Source organism: Streptomyces sp. NPDC014882, from assembly GCF_043081325.1.
Classification (GTDB): domain Bacteria; phylum Actinomycetota; class Actinomycetes; order Streptomycetales; family Streptomycetaceae; genus Streptomyces.
Genome location: NZ_JBIBWL010000001.1, coordinates 845,743 through 861,559 on the forward strand (window position 1 = coordinate 845,743; position 15,817 = coordinate 861,559).

12 protein-coding genes and 1 riboswitch are annotated in these 15,817 nt (G+C 71.0%); of the genes, 6 read left to right on the plus strand and 6 right to left on the minus strand.

Annotation, left to right across the window (positions count from 1 at the left end):
• Window positions 1-119: 119 nt before the first annotated feature.
• A complete protein-coding gene (gene cyc1 / locus ACF09K_RS03780; protein ID WP_392241034.1) occupies window positions 120-1,175 on the plus strand; it encodes an epi-isozizaene synthase in 1,056 nt (351 codons plus the stop codon).
• Complete coding sequence (locus tag ACF09K_RS03785; RefSeq protein WP_392240831.1) at window positions 1,172-2,542, plus strand: cytochrome P450; 1,371 nt, start codon at window positions 1,172-1,174, stop codon at window positions 2,540-2,542. The genes cyc1 and ACF09K_RS03785 overlap by 4 nt, the downstream gene beginning before the upstream one ends.
• Window positions 2,543-2,677: 135 nt before the next feature.
• On the opposite strand, the gene ACF09K_RS03790 is transcribed toward ACF09K_RS03785, so the two are convergent.
• From ACF09K_RS03790 to ACF09K_RS03810, 5 genes are all read right to left on the minus strand, one after another.
• Window positions 2,678-3,688: a ribonucleotide-diphosphate reductase subunit beta gene (locus tag ACF09K_RS03790; RefSeq protein ID WP_392240832.1), complete on the minus strand. Its 1,011-nt coding sequence runs from the start codon at window positions 3,686-3,688 to the stop codon at window positions 2,678-2,680.
• Window positions 3,688-6,057, minus strand: coding sequence for a ribonucleoside-diphosphate reductase subunit alpha (locus ACF09K_RS03795; RefSeq protein ID WP_392240833.1), 2,370 nt, complete (start codon window positions 6,055-6,057; stop codon window positions 3,688-3,690). Before ACF09K_RS03795 ends, ACF09K_RS03790 begins: the two co-directional genes overlap by 1 nt.
• Window positions 6,058-6,180: 123 nt before the next feature.
• Window positions 6,181-6,330, minus strand: a riboswitch (cobalamin riboswitch).
• Between the two features lie 153 nt (window positions 6,331-6,483).
• Window positions 6,484-8,118, minus strand: a complete 1,635-nt coding sequence (gene mctP, locus ACF09K_RS03800; RefSeq protein WP_392240834.1) for a monocarboxylate uptake permease MctP — start codon at window positions 8,116-8,118, stop codon at window positions 6,484-6,486.
• Window positions 8,115-8,381 (minus strand): DUF3311 domain-containing protein, encoded by a 267-nt coding sequence (locus ACF09K_RS03805; protein WP_392240835.1) that lies wholly within the window; start codon window positions 8,379-8,381, stop codon window positions 8,115-8,117. The genes mctP and ACF09K_RS03805 overlap by 4 nt, the downstream gene beginning before the upstream one ends.
• 135 nt (window positions 8,382-8,516) lie before the next feature.
• Window positions 8,517-9,275 (minus strand): GntR family transcriptional regulator, encoded by a 759-nt coding sequence (locus tag ACF09K_RS03810; protein WP_392240836.1) that lies wholly within the window; start codon window positions 9,273-9,275, stop codon window positions 8,517-8,519.
• Window positions 9,276-9,697: 422 nt separating this feature from the next.
• Between ACF09K_RS03810 and ACF09K_RS03815 the strand changes: the two genes are divergently transcribed.
• From ACF09K_RS03815 to ACF09K_RS03830, 4 genes are all read left to right on the plus strand, one after another.
• Entirely contained in the window at window positions 9,698-10,981 is a 1,284-nt protein-coding gene (locus tag ACF09K_RS03815; protein ID WP_392240837.1) for an extracellular solute-binding protein, read from the plus strand.
• Window positions 10,982-11,371: 390 nt separating this feature from the next.
• A complete protein-coding gene (locus tag ACF09K_RS03820) occupies window positions 11,372-12,361 on the plus strand; it encodes a carbohydrate ABC transporter permease (RefSeq protein WP_392240838.1) in 990 nt (329 codons plus the stop codon).
• On the plus strand, window positions 12,358-13,236 hold the full coding sequence (locus tag ACF09K_RS03825) for a carbohydrate ABC transporter permease (RefSeq protein ID WP_392240839.1): 879 nt from the start codon (window positions 12,358-12,360) through the stop codon (window positions 13,234-13,236). The genes ACF09K_RS03820 and ACF09K_RS03825 overlap by 4 nt, the downstream gene beginning before the upstream one ends.
• Window positions 13,237-13,243: 7 nt before the next feature.
• Window positions 13,244-14,737 carry a glycoside hydrolase family 3 protein gene (locus ACF09K_RS03830; RefSeq protein ID WP_392240840.1) on the plus strand — a complete coding sequence of 498 codons (1,494 nt, stop codon included), beginning with the start codon at window positions 13,244-13,246 and terminating at the stop codon, window positions 14,735-14,737.
• Between the two features lie 86 nt (window positions 14,738-14,823).
• Here ACF09K_RS03830 and nagB read toward each other — a convergent pair whose 3' ends face one another.
• The gene (gene nagB, locus ACF09K_RS03835; RefSeq protein WP_392240841.1) at window positions 14,824-15,609 is read right to left on the minus strand and encodes a glucosamine-6-phosphate deaminase; all 786 of its coding nucleotides are present in this window, start codon (window positions 15,607-15,609) and stop codon (window positions 14,824-14,826) included.
• Between the last annotated feature and the right edge of the window lie 208 nt (window positions 15,610-15,817).

The window sequence follows — 15,817 nt, forward strand, 5'->3', positions numbered from 1 at the left end:
GGATACACGACGGCGCACGCCCGGCACGGGGGGAGGGGTGTGCGTCAACCGGCGGCTGAGAGGGGTTGTTCGTGCCAGCTTTCCCATACAGCACCACATACCGCACCACATACCGGACCCTGGGGGCCGTGACCGCGGTCCCCCCGTCGCTCTCCCTTCCGGTCATCGAGGCGCTGTTTCCCCGGCAACTGCATCCGTATTGGCCCCGGTTGCAGGAGAACACGCGGTCGTGGCTGCTGGAAAGGCGGCTCATGTCCCCGGACAAGGTCGCGGAACACGCCGACGGCCTGTGCTACACCGACCTGATGGCGGGCTACTACCTCGGCGCACCCGACGAGGTCATGCAGGCCATCGCCGACTACAGCGCGTGGTTCTTCGTCTGGGACGACCGGCACGACCGTGACGTCGTGCACGGCCGGGCCGCCGCCTGGCGGGAGTTGCGGCTCCGCCTGCACGCGGCCCTCGACTCCCCCGGGGAACACCTGCGGCACGAGGATCCGCTGGTCGCCGGACTCGCGGACAGCGCGGGCCGGCTGTACTCCTTCCTTCCCGGCACCTGGAACGCGCGGTTCGCCCGGCACTTCCACGCGGTGATCGAGGCGTACGACCGCGAATTCCACAACCGGGTGGCGGGGCGGGTCCCGGAGGTGGAGGAGTACCTGGCCCTGCGCCGGCTCACCTTCGCGCACTGGATCTGGACGGACCTGCTGGAACCGAGTGCGGGACGCGAACTCCCGGACCCGGTGCGGAAACACCCGGCCTACCGGCGTGCGGCTCTGCTGAGTCAGGAATTCGCCGCCTGGTACAACGACCTCTGTTCGCTCCCGAAGGAAATAGCGGGAGACGAGGTGCACAATCTCGGGATCAGTCTCGTCACCCATGAGGGAATGACGTTCGAAGAAGCGGTCGAGGATGTCAGGCGGCGCGTCGAGGAATGCATATCCGAATTCCTCGTCGTGGAGAAGGACGTACTGGAGCTGGCCGACCGGCTGTCCGACGGAACGGTCCCGGGAAAAGAACTCGGCGTCGCCGTGCGCGCCTGCCTCGCGAACATGCGGAACTGGTTCAGTTCCGTCTACTGGTTCCACCACGAGTCCGGCCGCTACACGGTCGACGACTGGGACGACCGGTCCACGCCCCCGTACGTCGACAACGAAGCGGCAGGTGAGAAATGACCGTCGAGTCCGTGAAACCCGTGGCGTCCGGCGCACCGGAACTGCGCGAGCCGCCCCTGGCCGGCGGCGGGGTCCCGTTCCTCGGCCACGGCTGGAAACTCGCCCGCGACCCGCTGGCCTTCATGGCACAGTTGCGCGACCACGGCGACGTCGTCCGCATCAGACTCGGCCCGAAGACGGTGTACGCCGTCACGGCGCCGGCCCTCACCGGGGCGCTGGCCCTGAGCCCCGACTACATCATCGCCGGCCCCCTGTGGGAGTCCCTGGAGGGCCTGCTCGGCAAGGAGGGCGTGGCCACCGCCAACGGCCCGCTCCACCGCCGCCAGCGGCGCATCATCCAGCCGGCGTTCCGGCTCGACGCCATCCCCGCCTACGGGCCGATCATGGAGGAGGAGACGCGCGCGCTCGTCGAGCGCTGGAAGGGCGGCGGGACGATCGACTGCACCTCGGAGTCGTTCCGGATCGCGGTGCGGGTCGCGGCCCGCTGCCTGTTGCGCGGGCAGTTCATGGACGAACGCGCCGAGCGGCTGTGCGTCGCGCTCGCCAGCGTCTTCCAGGGCATGTACCACCGGATGGTGGTGCCCCTCGGACCGCTCTACCGGCTGCCGCTTCCGGCCAACCGCGAATTCAACCGCGCACTGGCCGATTTGCATCTCCTGGTCGACGAGATCATCGCCGAACGCCGGGCATCCGGTCAAAGGCCGGACGATTTGCTGACGGCATTGCTGGAGGCGAAGGACGACAATGGCGACCCGATCGGGGAACAGGAGATCCACGACCAGGTCGTCGCGATACTCACCCCCGGCAGCGAAACCATCGCTTCCACGATCATGTCCCTGCTGCTGGTGCTCGCGGACCACCCGGAACAGTCGGACAAAGTGTGTGCCGAGGTGCGAGAGATGACCGGGGGGCGGCCCGTCGCATTCGGCGACGTGCGCGGGCTCACGCACACCAACAACGTCGTCGTCGAGGCCATGCGTTTGCGTCCGGCCGTATGGATACTGACGCGTCGGGCGGTCGCCGACACCGAACTCGGCGGCTATCGCATTCCGGCCGGGGCCGACATCGTGTACAGCCCGTACGCGATCCAGCGCGACCCGCGGTCCTACGAGCGGCACCTGGAGTTCGACCCCGACCGCTGGCGCCCCGAGCGGTCGAAGGACATCCCGAAGTACGCGATGCGTCCGTTCGGCGTGGGCAACCGCAAGTGTCCGAGCGACCACTTCTCGATGGCGCTGCTCACGCTGGTCACGGCGGTCCTCGCGGACGGGTTCCGCTTCGAGCAGGTCGCCGGCTCGGTCGGCGCGACCCGGGTGGGGATCACGCTGCGTCCCCAACGGCTGCTGCTGAAGCCCGTCCCGCGCTGAGACCGCGCGCGCCGCCGGCGTGCGTTCGGGCGGCCTCGGGGCCGCGGAACGCGCGCCGGCAGGCGTGACGGGTCCGGCGCTCGTGGGACCGGCCCACGAGCGCCGGACGGACCGCCGGTCGCGCGGACGGCGGGCTCAGAAGTCCTCGTCCAGGTCCACGGTGCCCTCCACCGCGACCTGGTACGCCGACGGACGGCGCTCGAAGAAGTTGGTCAGCTCCTGAACACCCTGCAGCTCCATGAAGGAGAACGGGTTCTCCGAGCCGTACACCGGGGCGAAGCCGAGGCGGCTGAGCCGCTGGTCGGCGACGCACTCGAGGTACTGGCGCATCGAGTCGGTGTTCATGCCCGGCAGGCCGTCCCCGCACAGGTCGCGGGCGAACTGCAGCTCGGCCTCGACGGCCTCCCGCAGCATGTCGGTGACCTGCTCCTGGAGCCGGTCGTCGAACAGCTCCGGCTCCTCCTTGCGGACGGTGTCGACGACCTCGAACGCGAAGGACATGTGCATGGTCTCGTCACGGAAGACCCAGTTGGTGCCGGTGGCGAGGCCGTGCAGCAGGCCCCGGCTGCGGAACCAGTAGACGTAGGCGAAGGCACCGTAGAAGAACAGGCCCTCGATGCAGGCGGCGAAGCAGATCAGGTTGAGCAGGAAGCGGCGGCGGTCGGACGCCGACTCCAGCCGGTCCAGCTTCTCCACCGAGTCCATCCAGCGGAAGCAGAACTCGGCCTTCTCCCGGATGGAGGGGATGTTCTCGACCGCGTCGAAGGCGGCGGCGCGGTCCTGCGGATCGGGCAGGTAGGTGTCCAGCAGGGTCAGGTAGAACTGGACGTGCACGGCCTCCTCGAACAGCTGCCGGCTCAGGTAGAGCCGCGCCTCCGGGGAGTTGATGTGCTTGTACAGCGTCAGCACCAGGTTGTTCGACACGATCGAGTCGCCCGTCGCGAAGAACGCGACCAGCCGCCCGATCAGGTGCTGCTCGGCGGGCGTCAGCTTCGCCAGGTCGGTGACGTCCGAGTGGAGGTCGACCTCCTCGACGGTCCAGGTGTTCTTGATGGCGTCCCGGTAGCGCTCGTAGAAGTCGGGGTAGCGCATCGGGCGCAGGGTCAGCTCGAAGCCCGGGTCGAGCAGGTTCTTGTTCTCAGGCATTACTGGCAGGCCTCGCAGGACTCGGGGTTTTCGAGGGAGCAGGCGACGGCCTCTTCGAGGGCCGGCTGCCGCTCGGGGACCGGGACCTGCGCCCGTGCCGCGCGGGCGATGCGGGTCGCCGGGCGGGAGCGCAGGTAGTACGTCGTCTTCAGGCCCGACTTCCAGGCGTACGCGTACATCGAGGAGAGCTTGCCGATGGTCGGCGTCTCCAGGAACAGGTTCAGGGACTGCGCCTGGTCCAGGTACGGGGTGCGGGCGGCGGCCATGTCGATCAGGCCGCGCTGCGGGATCTCCCACGCCGTGCGGTACAGCGCCCGTACGTCCTCGGGGATCCAGGTGAAGGACTGCACCGAGCCGTTCGCCTCGCGCAGGGCCTCGCGGGTGCGGGCGTCCCACACGCCCAGCTCCTTGAGCTCGCGCACCAGGTAGGAGTTGACCTGGAGGAACTCGCCGGACAGCGTCTCGCGCTTGAACAGGTTGGAGACCTGCGGCTCGATGCACTCGTACACACCGGCGATGGACGCGATGGTGGCGGTCGGCGCGATGGCCAGGAGCAGCGAGTTGCGCATGCCGGTCGCCGCGACGCGCTCGCGCAGCGCCGCCCAGCGTTCCGGCCAGGCGAACTCGACGCCGTAGTGGTCGGGGTGCAGCACGCCCCGGGCGGTGCGGGTCTTCTCCCAGGCGGGCAGCGGGCCGTTGCGCTCGGCGAGGTCGGCGGAGGCCTCGTACGCGGCGAGCATGATCCGCTCGGCGATCCGGGTGGAGAGTTCCCTGGCCTCGGGCGAGTCGAAGGGCAGCCGGAGCTTGAAGAAGACGTCCTGGAGGCCCATCGCGCCCAGCCCGACCGGCCGCCAGCGGGCGTTGGAGCGGCCCGCCTGCTCGGTGGGGTAGAAGTTGATGTCGACGACCCGGTCGAGGAAGGTGACGGCGGTGCGGACGGTCTCGTCCAGCCGCTCCCAGTCGATGACCTCGGCGGCCCCGGGGCGCGTGTCGACGAACGCGCCGAGGTTCACCGAACCCAGGTTGCAGACCGCCGTCTCGCCGTCGTCGGTGACCTCCAGGATCTCCGTGCACAGGTTCGAGGAGTGGACGACGTGGCCCGGTTCGGCGGTCTGGTTGGCGGTGCGGTTGGCCGCGTCCTTGAAGGTCATCCAGCCGTTGCCGGTCTGCGCGAGGGTGCGCATCATGCGGCCGTACAGGTCGCGGGCGGCGATGGTCCTCCTCGCCAGGCCCGCCGCCTCGGCCGCGCGGTAGGCCGCGTCGAACTCGTCGCCCCACAGGTCGACCAGCTCGGGCACGTCGGCCGGGGAGAACAGCGACCACTGCCCGTCGGCGTCGACCCGCCGCATGAACTCGTCCGGCACCCAGTGCGCCAGGTTGAGGTTGTGCGTACGGCGCGCGTCCTCACCGGTGTTGTCGCGCAGCTCCAGGAACTCCTCGATGTCGGAGTGCCAGGTCTCCAGGTAGACCGCGGCCGCGCCCTTGCGCCGGCCGCCCTGGTTCACGGCGGCGACCGAGGCGTCCAGGGTCTTCAGGAACGGCACGATGCCGTTGGAGTGCCCGTTGGTGCCGCGGATCAGCGAGCCGCGCGAGCGGATGCGGCTGTACGACAGCCCGATGCCGCCGGCGTGCTTGGAGAGGCGGGCGACCTGGTGGTAGCGGTCGTAGATCGAGTCCAGCTCGTCCAGGGGGGAGTCGAGGAGGTAGCAGGACGACATCTGCGGGTGCCGGGTGCCGGAGTTGAACAGGGTGGGGGAGGAGGGGAGGTAGTCCAGGCGGCTCATCAGCCCGTGGAGCGCGGCGACCTCGTCGACGCTCCTCGCCGTGTCGTCCTCGGCCAGGCCGCTCGCCACCCGCAGCAGGAAGTGCTGGGGGGTCTCGACGACCTTGCGGGTCAGCGGGTGGCGCAGCAGGTAGCGGCTGTGCAGGGTGCGCAGGCCGAAGTAGCCGAAGCGGTCGTCGGCGTCCGGGTCGACCAGCGCGTCGAGCCGGGCGGCGTGCAGCCGCACGAACGCGGCGGTGCGGTCGGCGATCAGGCCCTCGCGGTGGCCGACGGCGACGGACGTGGTGAAGGAGGTGACGCCCTGGGAGGCGGCCTCGGCGCGGATGCCGATCGTCAGCAGCCGGGCGGCCAGCCGGGAGTAGGCGGGGTCCTCGGAGATCAGACCGGCGGCCGCCTCCGTGGCCAGCTCGCGCAGCTCCGCCTCGTCAGCCCGCGAGGACCGGCCCCGCAGGGCGGCGGCGGCGACCCGGCCGGGGTCGGCGTCCGGGAGGTCGGCGGTCAGCTCGGTCAGGGTCCGCAGCAGTGCGGCTCCGGGACCGTCGGTCTCCGGGGCCGCTGAAGCCGGTTCGGCTGGCGCGATGGTCACGTGGGGCTCTCCCTCGCTCGGCGGGGGCCTTGCGCGGGGCAGGGGGCAGCACACGAGCGCGGGGGCGCGTCGCGTCCACCGGCCCATTCCGCGAGGCCCGGACGTCAGGGCACCCGAACCGGACGGACCGGGTGCGCTGCCGGCAGGTGCTCGGACTGACCAGGCGTGCGCACGGGAACATGCGCGCACGTGAGTACACCGTTGCGGGACAGTTCCGGATTCGCACCGGATTCCCCTGCGGCGACAGCGAGCACGAGCATACATCTTGTGCCGGGCTGCCGAGTGACCCCCAGATGTTGTGTCGGACCGGCTTCGCAGCGTCAACTCCGGGAGGACGCGGGCCCGTCCCGGCGGCACGGGCGCGCACGACGGCGGGCCGCCGGGGACATGCCCCCGACGGCCCGCTGCGGGACGCGGACGACGGTCCTAGTGCCCCGCTGCCGTCCCCGCGGTCGCCGGCGGCAGTTCCACCTGGACGCCCGGGTCGCCGGCGTCCGCCGTGTAGTCCGACGGGGACGTCTCGTCGACGCCCTCCGGAGCCTTCAGCGCCTTCAGGACGAAGGTCAGCACCACCGTCACCACGACGTTCAGGACGAACGCCGTCAGGCCGATGTAGCCGATCTCCCCGATGCCGGGGATCTCCTTCGACGAGCCGCCGAAGTGCGCCTGGGTCGGGGAGGCGACGCCGTACGCCGCGACCGTGCCGTAGAGCATGCCGACGGCCCAGCCGGCCAGCAGGGCCCAGCGGTGGAACCAGCGGGTGAACAGGCCGCCCACCAGGGCGGGGAAGGTCTGCAGGATCCAGATGCCGCCCAGGAGCTGGAAGTTGATGGCGACGGTCTTGTCCATGGTGAGGACGAAGACCAGCGCGCCGACCTTCACCAGCAGCGAGACCAGCTTGGAGACGCGGGTCTCCTCCTTGGGCGTGGCGTCCGGCTTGATGAAGTCCTTGTAGATGTTGCGGGTGAACAGGTTCGCGGCCGCGATGGACATGATGGCGGCCGGCACCAGCGCGCCGATGCCGATCGCCGCGAAGGCCACGCCCGCGAACCACGCCGGGAACATGTCCTCGAAGAGCTGCGGGATCGCCAACTGGCCGTTGGTGACCTTCACCCCGGCCGCGATCGCCATGAAGCCCAGCAGGGCGAGCAGGCCGAGCATGAGGGAGTACAGCGGCAGGATCGTGGTGTTGCGGCGGATCACGTCACGGCTGCGCGAGGACAGCGTCGCGGTGATCGAGTGCGGGTACATGAACAGCGCCAGCGCGGAGCCCAGCGCCAGCGTGGCGTACGTCCACTGGCCCGCCTCGGCCGGGGCCAGCGCGCCGCGCGGCTTGCCGGTCGCCGGGTTGGTCTGCGCGAAGGCGTCGCCCGCCTTGGCGAAGACGTCGTCGAACCCGCCGAGCTTGATGGGGATGTAGATGATCGCCACCGCGATGACGATGTAGATCAGCGTGTCCTTCACGAACGCGATCAGCGCGGGCGCCCGCAGCCCCGACGAGTAGGTGTACGCCGCGAGCACGCCGAAGGCGATCAGCAGCGGCAGGTCCTTGACGAACCAGTTGGTGTTCTCGCCGCCGCCGACGCCCATCACGTCCAGCACGGCCTGGATGCCGACGAGCTGGAGCGCGATGTACGGCATGGTGGCCAGGATGCCGGTGACGGCCACGGCCAGGGAGAGCCCCTTGGAGCCGAACCGGCCGCGCACGAAGTCCGAGGTCGTCACGTACCCGTGCCGGTGCGACACCGACCACAGGCGCGGCAGGAACGTGAAGATCAGCGGGTAGACGAGGATCGTGTACGGCACCGCGAAGAAGCCCGCCGCGCCGGCCGCGTAGATCGCCGCCGGGACCGCCACGAACGTGTAGGCCGTGTACAGGTCGCCGCCCAGCAGGAACCAGGTGACCCAGGTGCCGAACGACCGGCCGCCCAGGCCCCATTCGTCGAGGCTGTGCTCGTCGGCGGCCCGGCGCCAGCGCGCGGCCAGGAAGCCCATGACCGTGACGGCCAGGAAGAAGAAGATGAAGACGGCGAGGGCGACGCCGTTCACGCCGTCCTTCACTTCGCCGCACCCCCGCCCCGGTTCCCGCGGCCGCGCTGGTCGAGCTGCCACAGCTTGTAGGCGGTGACCGTGAGTGCGGTGGAGAGCAGCACCCACAGCATCTGGTACCAGTAGAAGAAGGGGATGCCGATGAACGCGGGGTCGGTCTTCGCGTACGAACCGACCCACAGCATCGCCACGAAGGGCGCGAACAGGCACAGGCCGATGACGACGCGCAACGGCGTCACCACCGGTGCTGCGGTCACTTCTGGGGCTTCTGACACGGGGTGGCTCCGTCCCTAGCGGATCACGTGCAACGCGCACGAAATGTAGGTGACGGATAAAGGGGAGCGGAAGACCTCGTCCGGATATCGCTCCCGCCGCCCCGTGGAGCGGAGCGACGGGACCGCCCCGCGGCCCTAGGGCCGCTTGAGCCGCGCGACGAACTTGTACCGGTCCCCCCGGTACACCGACCGCACCCACTCCACCGGCCGGCCCTCCTTGTCCACGGAGTGGCGGGACAGCATCAGCATCGGCAGGCCGACGTCCGTGCCGAGCAGGCCCGCCTCGCGCGGGGTGGCCAGGGAGGTCTCGATGGTCTCCTCGGCCTCGGCCAGGTGGACGTCGTAGACCTCGGCGAGCGCGGTGTACAGGGACGTGTACTTCACCAGTGACCTGCGCAGGGCCGGGAAGCGCTTGGCCGACAGGTGGGTGGTCTCGATGGCCATCGGCTCGCCGTTGGCCATGCGCAGCCGCTCGATGCGCAGCACGCGGCCGCCCGCCGTGATGTCGAGCAGCCCGGCGAGGCGGTCGTCGGCCGTGATGTAGCCGATCTCCAGCAGCTGGGAGGTGGGTTCGAGGCCCTGGGCGCGCATGTCCTCGGTGTACGAGGTGAGCTGGAGGGCCTGGGAGACCTTCGGTTTGGCGACGAAGGTGCCCTTGCCCTGGATGCGCTCCAGCCGGCCCTCGACGACCAGTTCCTGCAAGGCCTGGCGCACGGTGGTGCGCGACGTGTCGAACTCGGCGGCCAGCGTGCGCTCGGGCGGCACCGGGGTGCCGGGCGACTGCGTCTCGGTCATGTCGAGGAGATGCTTCTTCAGGCGGTAGTACTTGGGCACGCGCGCGGTACGGACGGTCGCCCCACCCTCGTTCTCCGCACTGCTGACGTCGGTGCTCATGGCCTGCCTTCCCGGCTCCGGGTGCCGAACCGGCCGACGCTGACGTCGGCCGCGGCTCACATCGTGGCACGGGTTCGTGGGCGGGGTGTCCGGTGCGGTGACCTCGCGCGCTCCGTGATCCCCTCTGTATACCTCCGAGGCCCTCGTTGGTCTAGTCCAGCACGCCCTCGGGCGTGGCTGGTTCGTTCCGCCGCGGAGGGCCGATCGGCCGTCCCCGAATTGAAAAGTCCCTGCATATCGCGGTCCCGTAACGGACGACTCGGGCCCACTCGAACACCCTTGACAGCCCTATTGGTCTGAGCCAAGCTCCGGGTACTGGTCTACACCATTGGTCCAGGTCCTGGCCCCACGGACGGTACGCGTTGACGCTCGACCGCGGCGGGGAGGCAGGGGGGTTTGTGGCATCCCTGAGGAGGGTTGGCGTGAAGCGCAAGCTGATAGCCGCGATCGGTATCGCGGGCATGATGGTCTCCATCGCGGCGTGCGGGGACGACAAGGACAGCGGGGGCTCGGACAAGGGCGCCGACGCCAAGGAGCTGACGGTCTGGCTGACCGTCGACGCGCAGAACAACTGGCCCGACCTGGTGAAGGCCGCGGACGCGGCGGTGCAGAAGAAGCACCCCGGCGTCAAGATCACCCACGAGTACTACGGCTGGCCCGACAAGAACGCCAAGCTCGACGCGGTGCTCGCCACCGACCAGGCCCCCGACGTGGTCGAGATGGGCAACACCGAGATGCTCGGCTACATGGTCAAGGGTGCCTTCGCCCCCCTGGACGCCGCCGCGTTCGACAACTCCTCCGCCTGGCTGGACGGCCTCAAGGCCTCGGTGACGTACGAGGACAAAACCTACGGCGTGCCGTACTACGCGGGCGGCCGCGTCGGCAACTGGCGCAAGGACCTCTTCGCCGCCGCCGGCGTCAAGGCGGCCCCGAAGACCTACGCGGAGCTGACCGCCGCCCTGGACAAGATCCAGAAGAAGGAGGGCGACAAGTTCAGCGCCTGGTACCAGCCCACCCGCGACTGGTACGCGGCCATGTCCTTCGTCCACGACGCCGGCGGCTCCATCGCGAAGGAGGAGGGCGGCCGATGGAAGGGCAACCTCTCCTCGCCCGAGTCCGTCAAGGGCCTCACCGAGTTCAAGAACGTCGTCGAGAAGTACATGCACGGCGACAAGACCAAGGACGAGTCCGACCGTTACCTCGTCTACGGCCAGGGCAAGTCCGGCATGATCTTCGGCGCCGCCTGGGAGGGCGGGACCGCCGAGACCCCCGAGAACGACAAGAGCGGCAAGCTCAAGGGCAACCTCGAGAACTTCGTCATGCCCGGCCCGTCCGGCAAGAACCTCCCCGTCTTCCTGGGCGGTTCCGACCTCGCCGTCCCGGTCAAGTCGGACGCGCGGGAACTCGCCGCCGAGTGGATCAACGCGTTCACCGGTCCCGCCGGCCAGAAGGGCCTGATGGCCAAGGGCAACCTGCCCAACAACAAGACCGACCTCGCGACCCTGAAGAACGACCCCAAGACGGTCGTGCCGGCCACCGCGGCCGAGTCCAACTGGTTCGTCCCCATGGCGCCCGGCTGGGGCCAGGTCGAGAAGGCCCAGGTCCTGCAGACCATGCTGCAGAACATCGGCACCGGCAAGAAGACCGTCGAGGAGGCCGCCAAGGAGGCGGACGCCGCGATCGACAAGGTCATCAACACCAAGTGACGACGGGCGGGGCGTCCGCCGCGGCGGAGCCCCGCCGTCCGCACGACCCGCGGGGCGTTCGCCCCGCACGCCTTGCGGGCCCCGGCCGGCCCGGCCCCCCGCGGGGGCTCCGCCGCCGTCCGGCGCACGGTGCCCCGCCTCCCGCACGACCCGCGGGGCCCCGCCCCGCCTCCGGCCCGCGGGGGCCCGCCGCCGTGTGGCCGGGGCCCGCCCCCGGTACGACCCGCGGGAACTCCGCCGCCCGATCCGGGGCCCCGCCGTCCGGCCCGCGGGGCGTCGCCTGCCGTCCGACCCGCGGGCCCCGGCCGCCGCACACCCGCGGGGGTTCGCCGCCGTACACCCACGGGGCCCGGCCCCCGTACGACCTGAGGGACCGCTGAGGAGCGCGCGATGAGTGCCGCAGACACGACCACCCCCGCCAAGGTGCCGCCGCCGCGGCCCGCACCGCCGCCGCCGTCCGCGCCACGGCGGCCCCGCGCCGGGGGGACCTCCGCCGGCGCCGGCACCCCCTGGCTGCTGCTCGCCCCCTGCCTGCTGGTCCTCCTGCTGGTGATGGGCTATCCGCTCGTCCGCCTGGTCACCCTCTCCTTCCAGGAGTTCGGGCAGTCCCAGCTGTGGGGCTTCCAGCCGGCCGAGTCGGTCGGGTTCGACAACTTCACCGAGGTGCTGGGCGACGGCGAGTTCTGGGCGGTCGTCGTGCGCACGATCGTCTTCGCGGCCGGCTGCGTCGTCTTCACGATGGTCGTCGGCATGCTGATCGCACTCCTGCTCCAGCGGGTGTCCGGCTGGGTGAAGACGCTCGTCAACATCGCGCTGGTGGCCAGCTGGGGCATGCCGATCATCGTGGCCACCACGGTCTTCAAGTGGCTGTTCGACGCGGACTACGGCATCCTCAACGCGGTCCTGAGCAGGCTGCCCGGCGTCGACATGGTCGGCCACAACTGGTTCGCGAGCGGGCCGCAGGGCCTGGCCGTGATCATGCTGCTGGTGATCTGGGGAGCCGTCCCGTTCGTCGTGATCACCCTCAGCGCCGGCCTCACCCAGGTCCCCAGGGAACTGGAGGAGGCGGCCCGCCTCGACGGCGCCGGCGCCTGGGGCGTCTTCCGGTACGTCACCCTGCCCATCCTCAAGCCGATCATCGTGATGCTCACGACCCTGTCGGTCATCTGGGACATGGGCGTCTTCCCGCAGGTCTTCGTGATGCGCAACGGCCATCCCGAGGCCGAGTTCCAGCTGCTGACGACGTACTCCTACGACCGCGCCTTCGTCGTCAACGACTACGCCCAGGGCTCGGCGATCGCCCTGATCACCGTGCTCCTGCTGCTCGGTGTGGTCGCCGTGTACATGCGCCAGATGCTGAAGATCGGAGAGGTCGAATGAGCGCCGTCGCCACCGCGAGGAGCGGTTCCGCCGAAGGCTCCGGCGGCGGCCCGGGCCCCCGCAGGTCCAAGCTCGGCTGGAACCTCGTCGGCCTCCTGGTCTTCGTCGTCGCCGGCTTCCCCGTCTACTGGATGCTCAACACCGCCTTCAAGCCGGCGAAGGACGCCATCGACCCGGACCCGAGCCTGCTGCCCACCTCGCCGACCTTCTCCAACTTCCGCCGGGCGATGGACATCGCCGACTTCTGGGGCCCGGTCGCCCGCAGCCTCGTCGTCTCGCTCGCGGTCGTCGCGATCGGCGTCGTCGTCGGCATGCTGGCCGCCCTCGCCATCTCCCGGTTCGCCTTCCGCGGCCGCAAGATCGTGATCGTCGGCATCCTCGCGGTCCAGATGGTCCCCCTGGTCGCCATGATCATCCCGGTCTTCCTGCTCCTGAACGACCTGGGCCAGTACGACCGGCTGACCGGTCTGATCATCACCTACCTGACCTTCATCCTGCCCTTCACCGTGTGGACCCTGCGCGGCTTCATCGTCAACATCCCGAAGGAACTGGAGGAGGCCGCGATGGTCGACGGCTGCTCCCGCACCGGCGCCTTCGTCCGCGTCGTCTTCCCGCTGCTCGCCCCCGGCATGGTCGCCACCTCGGTCTACGGCTTCATCCAGGCGTGGAACGAGTACCTCTACGCCCTGATGCTGCTCAGCCAGAAGAACCAGACCGCCACCGTCTGGCTGAGCAACTTCTCCACCAAGCACGGCACCGAGTACGCCCCGATGATGGCCGGCGCCACCATGATGGCCGTGCCGATCGTCGTGCTGTTCCTCCTCGTCCAGCGCAAGATGGCCGCGGGTCTCACCGCGGGCGCCGTGAAGGGATGACGCCCCGATGACGACACTCGCCAGCGCCACCGACACCCTGACGCGTGACGCCCTGACGGTCCTCCAGCCCGGTTTCGCCGGCACCAGCGCCCCCGACTGGCTGCTGCGCCGGCTCGGCGAGGGCCTGGCCGCGGTCGGCCTGTTCGGCCGCAACATCGCCTCTCCCGAACAGCTCGCGGCGCTGACGTCGCAGTTGCGTGCCGAACGCGACGACGTGCTCGTCGCGATCGACGAGGAGGGCGGCGACGTCACCCGCCTCGAGGTGCGGACCGGCTCCAGCTTCCCCGGCAACCACGCGCTGGGCGCGGTGGACGACGCGGACCTGACCCGGCAGGTCGCCTTCGAGCTGGGCCGCCGCCTCGCGGCCTGCGGGGTCGACCTCAACTGGGCCCCCTCGGCCGACGTCAACTCCAACCCGGACAACCCGGTGATCGGCGTGCGGTCCTTCGGCGCCGACCCCGGCCTGGTCGCCCGGCACACCGCGGCCTACGTCACCGGCCTGCAGGCGGCCGGCGTCGCCGCCTGCACCAAGCACTTCCCCGGCCACGGGGACACGGCCGTCGACTCCCACCTCGCCCTGCCCCGCATCGACGTGGACCCGGCCGTGCTGGCCGAGCGCGAACTGGCCCCCTTCCGGGCCGCCATCGCGGCCGGCAGCCGGGCCGTGATGAGCGCGCACATCCTGGTCCCGGCCCTGGACCCGGACCACCCGGCGACCCTGTCCCGCCGCATCCTGACGGACCTGCTGCGCGGCGAACTCGGCTATGACGGCCTGATCGTCACCGACGGCATGGAGATGCGGGCGATCGCCGGCACCTACGGCATCGAGCGCGGCAGCGTCCTGGCCGTCGCGGCCGGCGCCGACGCCATCTGCGTGGGCGGCGGCCTCGCCGACGACGAGACGGTACGACGCCTGCGCGACGCCCTGGTCGCCGCGGTCCGCACGGGCGACCTCCCGGAGGAACGCCTCGCCGACGCGGCGCGGCGGGTCCGCGCCCTGGCCCGCTGGACCGCCTCCGCGGCGGCCTCCCCGTCCGCCGACCGGAGCGGCCCGCACACCGACATCGGTCTCGTCGCCGCCCGCCGCGCCCTGCGCCGCACCGCCGCCGGCCCCTTCACCCCGCTCACCGAGGCCCCGTACGTGGCCGCCCTGACCCCGGTCTCCAACATCGCCGTCGGTGACGAGACACCCTGGGGCGTGGCCGCGGAGCTGGCCCGGCTCCTGCCCGGCACCGGGACGGGCGGCTTCGCCGGCGAGGACGCGGGACACGCGGCACTGGCCGCGGCGGGGGAGCGGCGGATCGTGGCCGTGGTCCGCGACGAGCACCGCCACCCCTGGATGACGGCGGCCCTGGACGTCCTCCTCGCCGCCCGCCCCGACACGATCGTCGTCGAGATGGGCGTTCCCCGCTCCCCGGCCCGCGGCGCCCTCCACCTCGCCACCCACGGCGCGGCCCGGGTCTGCGGGCGGGCGGCGGCGGAGGTCATCGCGGGCGGGTGAGGGCTCCTGCGACAGGACAGGCGCCGGATCCCTTCGAAGGGATCCGGCGCCTGTGCCGTCCTGCCGGGCGCCGTCCGCCGCGCCCCTCAGATGCCCTGCCAGCGCGGTTTGTCGGCGTACGTGTGGCGGAAGTAGTCCGCGAGCTTCAGCTTGGACGCGGCGCCCTCGTCGACGACGACGGTCGCGTGCGGGTGCAGCTGGAGCGCCGAGGCGGGGCAGACGGCCGCCACCGGTCCCTCGACGGTCGCGGCGACGGCGTCCGCCTTGCCCTCCCCCGTGGCGAGCAGCACCAGGTGCCGTGCCTCCAGGATGGTCCCGATGCCCTGCGTGATGACGTGGTGCGGGACCTGCTCGACGTCCCCGTCGAAGAACCGCGCGTTGTCGATGCGGGTCTGCTCGGTGAGCGTCTTGATCCGCGTCCGGGAGGCCAGCGAGGAACAGGGCTCGTTGAACCCGATGTGCCCGTCGGTCCCGATCCCGAGCAGCTGGAGGTCGACCCCGCCGGCCGCGGCCAGCGCCCGGTCGTAGGCCTCGCACGCGGCCTGTACGTCCTCGGCGGCGCCGTCGGGCCCGAGGAAGGCGTCCATGCCGATGCCGAGCGGTTCCAGCACCTCCCGGCGCAGCACCGAGCGGTAGGACTCGGGGTGCTCGGCGGGCAGGCCGACGTATTCGTCGAGCTGGGCGACGCGCGCCCGCGAGACGTCGACGGCGCCGGACCGCACCCGGGCCGTCAGCGCCTGGTAGACGGGCAGGGGGGTGGAACCGGTGGCCACTCCGAGCAGGGCGTCGGGCTTGCGCCGCAGCAGCTGTGCGACGGCCTCGGCGACGAGTTCGCCGCCCGACCTGGCGTCCGCAACGATGACAACTTCCACGCTGGCCTGCCGTTCTGGAGAGGGGCTCGACGGGGGCCGGAGGGGCCCATGTGGTTTAGACCAATCTAACAGAATCGGGTATCCCCGCCCAGGCGGCGACGGAGCCGGAGGCGGCGAGGAGGCGGCGAGGAGGCGGCGGGAAGGGTGCCGGGGAGACCGCCGGGGGTGACCGGGAGGGTCGGCGGAGACGGTCGGGAGGCGACCGGCG